General features: G+C 45.1%; 2 protein-coding genes. Both read right to left on the bottom strand.

Going from position 1 to position 2,182, the window contains the following annotated elements; all coding sequences use genetic code 11:
• Positions 1–155 precede the first annotated feature (155 nt).
• Positions 156–1,445: an alpha-L-fucosidase gene (locus VF500_RS27830; protein WP_330862787.1), complete on the bottom strand. Its 1,290-nt coding sequence runs from the start codon at positions 1,443–1,445 to the stop codon at positions 156–158.
• Between the two features lie 13 nt (positions 1,446–1,458).
• The coding region (locus VF500_RS27825; RefSeq protein ID WP_330862786.1) for an SDR family oxidoreductase at positions 1,459–2,182 on the bottom strand (724 nt) is incomplete at its 5' end.

The following is a 2,182-nucleotide window of genomic DNA, read 5'->3' as shown; positions in this document are numbered from 1 at the left end:
TAAAGTCAGCAAGGCGGTTAAGTCCATCGGTTTCAAAAAATTGTTCGGTGTAATCTTCGCCAAAGGCTGATACATCGTATTTTTTATCATTCAGGATAACTCCAGGTTTCTCTTTACCGCTTTCGCCAAATCGTATAAGCTTCATTGTATGTTTTTTAATTAGTTGTCAGTTTAATAATAGTATCGTTAGGGTCGGTTGCTATACCGTTAAGATATACAAACACGCCCTCGGTTTGTTGTTTAAATTTCACCGCACTGCCGTCGGCCAGTAGTGCTGCTTTTGTCACTTTGCCTTTTAACTGCGGAATGAAAACGTATGGTTGCTGTGGTGGCGTCATCACATGCACATACAGGTTCTTATCTTTTTGAGTGATAACGCCCCATGGCTGTACCGGAATACCGCTACCGCGGGTACCGTAAATAGCTTCGCCGTTTTTTTGCACCCACGCGCCAACAATAGCCAGCGTATCCGTAAACTCCGACTGAATTTTACCGTTAGGCATCGGGCCGATATTTAATAAAAAGTTGGCGTTTAAACCGGCTGCGTTAACGAGGTAATGGATGATACGTTTGGATGATTTAAAGCTTCTGTCGGTAATGTTAAAGCCCCAGCTGTTGTTAATAGTTTCGCAGGTTTCCAGAGGCAGGGCGCCTATTTTTGATTTACCGCTAAAGCCGGTAGTATTTGCTCCAGGCAAATCTTTTTCAAACATTTGAAAATCCTCTCCCTCTTTTGGTTCGAGGTGATGATTGTTGCCGACCAATATCGCCGGGTTCAGTTTATGGATCAATCCGTAAATCTCATCATAGTGCCAGTTAACATCACGTTCCCAATGGCCATCAAACCAGATGCCTTTCACACCGGGATATTTGGTGATCAATTCAGTAAGCTGGGCTTTCATGAAGCTAATGTAGCTATCCCAATCGCCGTTTACCGGTTTGCCGTCAACAATCGGGCTGCCAAAAGCATAATCTTTACGTCCCCAATCCAACAGCGAATAATAAAAATGCAGTTCTATGCCTTCTTTAACACATTCCTGTGCCAGTTCCATCAAAGGGTCTTTATGGTAAGGCGTAGCATCAACAATATTATATGGCGATGCCTTGGTACCGAACATGCTGAACCCATCATGATGACGCGAAGTAATGGTGATATATTTCATGCCCGCTTTTTTGGCAAACATCACCCAATCATGGGCGTTAAAAGCCTGCGGGTTAAAGAAGTCGGCCAAGCGTTTATAGCTATCATAAGGAATGTGCTTTTCGTTCATCACCCACTCGCCAGCGCCCAACTCACTATAAATACCCCAGTGAATGAACAGCCCAAACTTCATATCCTGGAAGTTTTGCCTCGCGGCAAGGTTATCGGCGGTTGGTGTGTAGGTTTGAGCGCCAGCGCGTACAGCACCAAGCAGCATCCCCATTAATAATAGCTTTTTGATCATATCAAATCAGGTTTTAATTGTTCAGAGTGATAAAGCCTCCATCAATAGGATAATCGGTACCGGTTATAAAGCCGGCTTCGTCCGAGCATAAGTATAATGCTAATGCAGCTACTTCTTCCGGTTTACCCATCCTGCCTATCGGCTGGCTTTTTGATAGCTTTTCAAAGATCTCTTCCTCCCTGCCAGCATAGTTTTTGGCTATAAAACCATCCACAAAAGGCGTGTGCACCCTTGCCGGCGAAATGCAGTTACAACGGATGTTATCATGCAGAAAATCGCGCGCAACGGATAAAGTCATGGCATGGATAGCCCCTTTGCTCATAGAATAAGCGAACCTGTCGGTAATACCTACGCTTGCTGCTATAGAAGCAGTGTTCAGGATCACACCACCGCCGTTATTTTTCAATACAGGAAGAGCCGCATAAAGACAGTTATAAGCGCCTTTGACGTTCACATTAAATACCCGCTCAAAATCCTCGGTGCTGGTATTATCGGCACGGCCGATATGTGCTATGCCCGCATTGTTGATCAGGATATCTATCTTGCCTATTTTGGTAAAAGTATCTACCACCTGCTGCTGATTGCTCACATCGCAGGCGTATCCGGTTGCTTTTCCGCCGGCTGCAGTTATTTCGGTTACGGTATCGGCTGCTGCCTGGTCGTTTAATTCGATGATATGCACTTCGGCACCTTGCTGTGCAAATAATACAGCCATAGCCTTGCCTATGCCGCTGCCG

The organism is Mucilaginibacter sp., from assembly GCF_036383575.1.
GTDB lineage: Bacteria > Bacteroidota > Bacteroidia > Sphingobacteriales > Sphingobacteriaceae > Mucilaginibacter.
The sequence above is the reverse complement of the archived record's forward strand: the minus strand, read 5'-3'. Positions and strand labels throughout refer to the sequence as shown.

Bases quoted from the DNA above. Each gene is read 5' to 3' on its own strand.
- VF500_RS27830 (WP_330862787.1), bottom strand. From the start codon at position 1,445: ATGATCAAAAAGCTATTATTAATGGGGATGCTGCTTGGTGCTGTACGC.